Source organism: Bacillus sp. 05T31 (genome assembly GCF_056396725.1).
The window spans coordinates 1-4,440 of sequence record NZ_JBFTMA010000436.1; the positions used below are offsets into that span (position 1 = coordinate 1).

The 4,440-nt window shown below is 35.7% G+C and carries 4 protein-coding genes and 1 pseudogene; all 5 read left to right on the forward strand.

Annotated features, from left to right (window positions below; all coding sequences use genetic code 11):
- The first annotated feature begins 30 nt into the window (after positions 1–30).
- A complete protein-coding gene (locus AC1DJR_RS21275) occupies positions 31–708 on the forward strand; it encodes a response regulator (protein WP_477003444.1) in 678 nt (225 codons plus the stop codon).
- Positions 705–1,673 carry a tripartite tricarboxylate transporter substrate binding protein gene (locus tag AC1DJR_RS21280; protein WP_131246804.1) on the forward strand — a complete coding sequence of 323 codons (969 nt, stop codon included), beginning with the start codon at positions 705–707 and terminating at the stop codon, positions 1,671–1,673. The genes AC1DJR_RS21275 and AC1DJR_RS21280 overlap by 4 nt, the downstream gene beginning before the upstream one ends.
- 136 nt (positions 1,674–1,809) lie before the next feature.
- Positions 1,810–3,660, forward strand: coding sequence for a PDDEXK-like family protein (locus tag AC1DJR_RS21285; RefSeq protein WP_404484609.1), 1,851 nt, complete (start codon positions 1,810–1,812; stop codon positions 3,658–3,660).
- Positions 3,661–3,744: 84 nt separating this feature from the next.
- Positions 3,745–4,041, forward strand: a pseudogene (locus AC1DJR_RS21290) (hypothetical protein); the annotation flags it as partial.
- Positions 4,042–4,131: 90 nt separating this feature from the next.
- The coding region (locus tag AC1DJR_RS21295; protein WP_477003445.1) for a helix-turn-helix transcriptional regulator at positions 4,132–4,440 on the forward strand (309 nt) is incomplete at its 3' end.

Here is a 4,440-nt window from a genome sequence, read left to right on the forward strand (position 1 = left end):
GGCATATGTTGAAGGTCGCAATTGCGGCATATGTTGAAGGTCGCAATTGCAGAAGATGATTTCCGCGTAGCGCAAATTCAAGAGGAGTTTTTATCAAAAATAAAAGATGTAAAAGTTATTGGGAAAGCATTGAACGCAAAAGAAACGATGGAACTACTACAAAAAGAAGAAATCGATTTACTTCTATTAGATAATTATTTACCAGATGGAATTGGTACAGACTTATTGCCGAAAATCCATGCTGACTTCCCAGACGTTGACGTAATTATGGTTACAGCGGCGAATGAAAACAATATGTTAGAAAAAGCAATTCGAAATGGCGTAAGCAACTATCTTATAAAACCGGTCACGTTAGATAAATTTGTTCGCACAATTGAAGAATATAAAAGAAAGAAGCAACTATTACATAGTAACAATGAAGTAAATCAAGCACTMATCGATAAYTTYTTCGGYACTTCGCAAAYACAAGACATRAAAAAYTTACCGACAGGTGTTGATCCRYTAACACTGCAAAAAGTGAAAGGAATTATAAAAGGATTCGAAGAGGGAATTACAATAGAAGAAATGGGAGAACAAATGGGKGCCTCCAGAACAACCGCAAGAAGATATTTAGAATACTTAGTAGCGACAAAYGARTGCACAGTAGAGTACACATACGGCATTATCGGACGACCAGAACGAAAATATCGCATAGGACGAGGRCTATGAAAAAACGATTATTACTATGTATATGGATCATGACAGGAGTAATAGCTGGTTGTTCYGTAGAAAAAACGCACACAAATAAAGTGAACATAGAAGAAGTAGAAATCGTTGCGCCAAACGTTCAAGGAGCGGGATGGGACTTAACGGCACGAGCAATGCAAAAAACGCTGGCAGAAGAAAAAATCTTCACAAAACCAATCACTGTCACAAACAAAGTAGGTGGCAGCGGTGACGTCGGATGGAAATATACGAAACAAAAAGGCGGTCACGTACTGGCGATTAACTCAAGCTTACTCATAACGAACAACCTACTAGGCCACAGTAAACTAACATATAAAGACTTCACCCCGCTCGCGCTACTTGCATCGGACTGGGAAGTCGTTGTCGTCTCAAAAGAATCAAACATAGAAAACGCAAACGAACTAATGGAACAACTAAAACAAGACAAGAAAAACTTCAAAATCGGCGTTGCCCCAGGCCTAGGAAACGACGATCACCTATCCTTCGTACAAGTAAGCAAAGCATTCGGCATAAACCCTGCCGAACTACAATTCTTCGTCTACGAAAACAAAGAAAAAATCATAAACGCCCTAACGAACAAACAAATAGGCGCCGCAACAATGACCCTATCCGAAGCCGAAAAACAATACAAAGCCGGCAAAATAAAAATACTGGCCGTATCCGCATCAAAACGACTAGACCGACTACCAGAAATCCCAACRTGGAAAGAACAAGGAATCAACGTCATCTTCCAGCACTGGAAAGGGATTATGGGCCCGAAAGATATGACAGAGGAAGAGGTTGCTTATTGGGATAGTATTATTAAGCGGATGGTGGAGAGTGATAGTTGGAAGGGGATTTTGAGGGAGAGGGGTTGGGAGGATTTTTATAAGGATAGTGGGGAGACGAGGGGGTTTTTGGAGGAGAGTGTTAGGGAATATGGGGAGATGGTTAAATTTAATGATTAATGCATGTTTATTTGTAAAAAATAGGATATGTGACATGAATAATGCCACATTATAAGTTATAATTTACTTATAACAATTTATTAAAATGATTATTTAGGAGAATTGATTCACAAATTTATAAACGGCGGTGTGGGGAATGGATTATAATTTTGAGATTTTATCACTGTTAGATAATTCAATTGAGTTTGAGAAGTTACATAGTAAATTTAATCGTTTTAATCCTTTTAAAATATTGAAGGTAGATAAGTTTGAGATTAGGCATTCTAATATGATTGCTTGGTTACTGGATCCGACGGAGAATCATCATTTAAGTTCTATGTTTGTAAATAAGATAATTTCTAAAACGTTTGTAAAAGCAGAGAATGAGGAGTTAATAGGTCAATATAATTTTATTAAGTTACATAAGCAGTCACTTCAAGATTTGGAAGTATTTCGCGAAGTACAAACGAAAAATAATAAAAGAATTGATATTTTGGCAATATCAGAGGCGCAAAAGGTTGCTATTTTGATTGAAAATAAATATAAGTCATCTGAATCAGATGGACAATTACAAAATTACATAAACTTTGTTAGCGAGAAATATGAAGGGTATACAATCATTCCAATCTTTTTAAGTTTAGATGGTAGCGCGCCAAGTCATAAGTCGTATCTTACTTTAGATTATGGGGATATATTAAATATCCTAAAAGGGCAATTGGAGATTTATAGTGAGTATACGTCTAGTACGATAAAAGATTTCCTTTCCTACTATATTGATATATTAGAGGGGGAACTTGTTCGTGATGAGGAAGACATTGAACTAGCGTTAACAGTGTATAAGAGTCATAAGGCCGCTGTTGATTTTCTATGCTTAAATGGTAACGGAAAAGTAGTTGGAAAGTTTGTTGATAAAGAGTTGTTACGTGCTGTAAAGAAATTGAATGCTGAAGAAAAAGAAGATCTTTGTAAAATTTATAAGAAGTATGCTGAAACGCTTCACTTTATACATGGAGCTGGAAATAGCGTCATGAGAGAGGCATTTTTACAGTTTGTAGAGAAAAATCAAATACAAGAAGATTGCTACCATGAACACATTCGTATTCCATCTTTCATCTTCGAAGAATGGAAACAACTTGATGAGATTGTTGGAGTTCCAAATCATGAGTGGTGGCTAAATAATGCTCTTATAACTTGGTTCGAAAGAAAAATAGATGGGCGTATGAAACTTATCGTTGAAGTTGGGCCGTTGGAATATAAGCAAAGATTAAAGTTACTATGCAAGTTAGAGGAAAATGGAATTACTATTAAAGAAAAATCAAAAGAAGCTGGATCCATGTATACAAGAATTTATGCTGGATATGAAAATATAAGTGATTGGGCAGATCAAGATGAAATTCTCCGTGTGATGAATGATATGTATAACAATGCTGATTTTAATCAAGTGGTGGCAGCTATAGGCGATACTATAAAAGGGCTTGTATACGGAGAAGAAGATTCTTCTTCTGAAATTGTTGCGATAGAAAGCATTCAAACAGATGCGGATACTTTAGCTAATGCATTTCAATTATTCGTCCATAAACAAAAATTCCAAGAAGGCTTTTACAATATTCATCACCGACTACCATCATTCATTATACCGGAGTTCCGCAAACTAGAAGAACAATTTGGAACACCGAAATGGAATTGGTGGTTAAATAACTGTGCAATTATGTGGTTTGAACGCTTGAAGGATAATAGATTGAAATTGACACTAGAAATTGGACCACTAGAATCACAAAAGAGATTAGCACTATTAACAAGGCTTGAAAGTAAAGGGAGAAAAATAAGCACAGCAGCGAAAAGGCCAGAAGCGTCGTATACAAGAATTTACACAAATACAAGTAATATAAGTAATTGGTCGGATGAAGATGTTGTTATACAGGCTATGAACGAATTATTTAATGATACGGACTGTCAAAATGTTATTCAAATGTTAACAGATATCGCTAAAGAGGAAGTTCATATTTAAAAAGCATTGCCAAGTGCAGAGGGATGTACTTGGCAATTGTTTTAATGGAATAAAGGAGATTAGTCATTAATGAAATTAGCAAAAATTCGTGCGGGAGAGATGGGGTTAGAAATAGGTTTCCATGGAATAGTATGGAACAGTCCATGTACACCAGATATGGAGAGATTTACTCATCATATATTATTATGGGAACATCTAGAGGAATTAAGTGACAGTGAGAAAGCGGTGGAAATTAAAGAAAGTATTATTATGGTGGCTGATTTTAGAAAGAGGCGATATCAGCAGTGTCAGTTTTGTAATACAAAGACTTTGCCAGAACATCTTTTTGAAGATGGTGTATGTCATGGGTGTGCTACTGTACATTTTGGGGTAATATATTGATATTTTTGGGGAATATATAGAAAGAATTTAAAAGATGATTCTATTCTTTTATACTTGAATGAGGATAGCTGAATAGAAACGAGGAATTATATGAGCAAATTAAGTAACTGTCTATATATGATTGAACTCCTGCATGCGAGAGGGAAAATGAAGATTAGTGAATTAGCGGAGTTGTTAGAAGTAAAAGAGCGGATGGTCCGCATTTATCGTGATGATATTGAAATGGCAGGTATTAAAATTGATACAACTAAAGGAAGGGACGGTGGTTATTCTCTTTCAAATACATCGTTATTTCCTATTAAAAATATGTCTCAGCAAGAGATGGATGCGTTAACATTCTCTATTCAAAAACTAGTTTCAAAAGGTAATGATATTTATTCAAAGGACGCACAAGTAGCG

Coding starts and splice junctions, on each gene's coding strand:
- AC1DJR_RS21285 (WP_404484609.1), top strand. CDS start 1,810: ATGGATTATAATTTTGAGATTTTATCACTGTTAGATAATTCAATTGAG.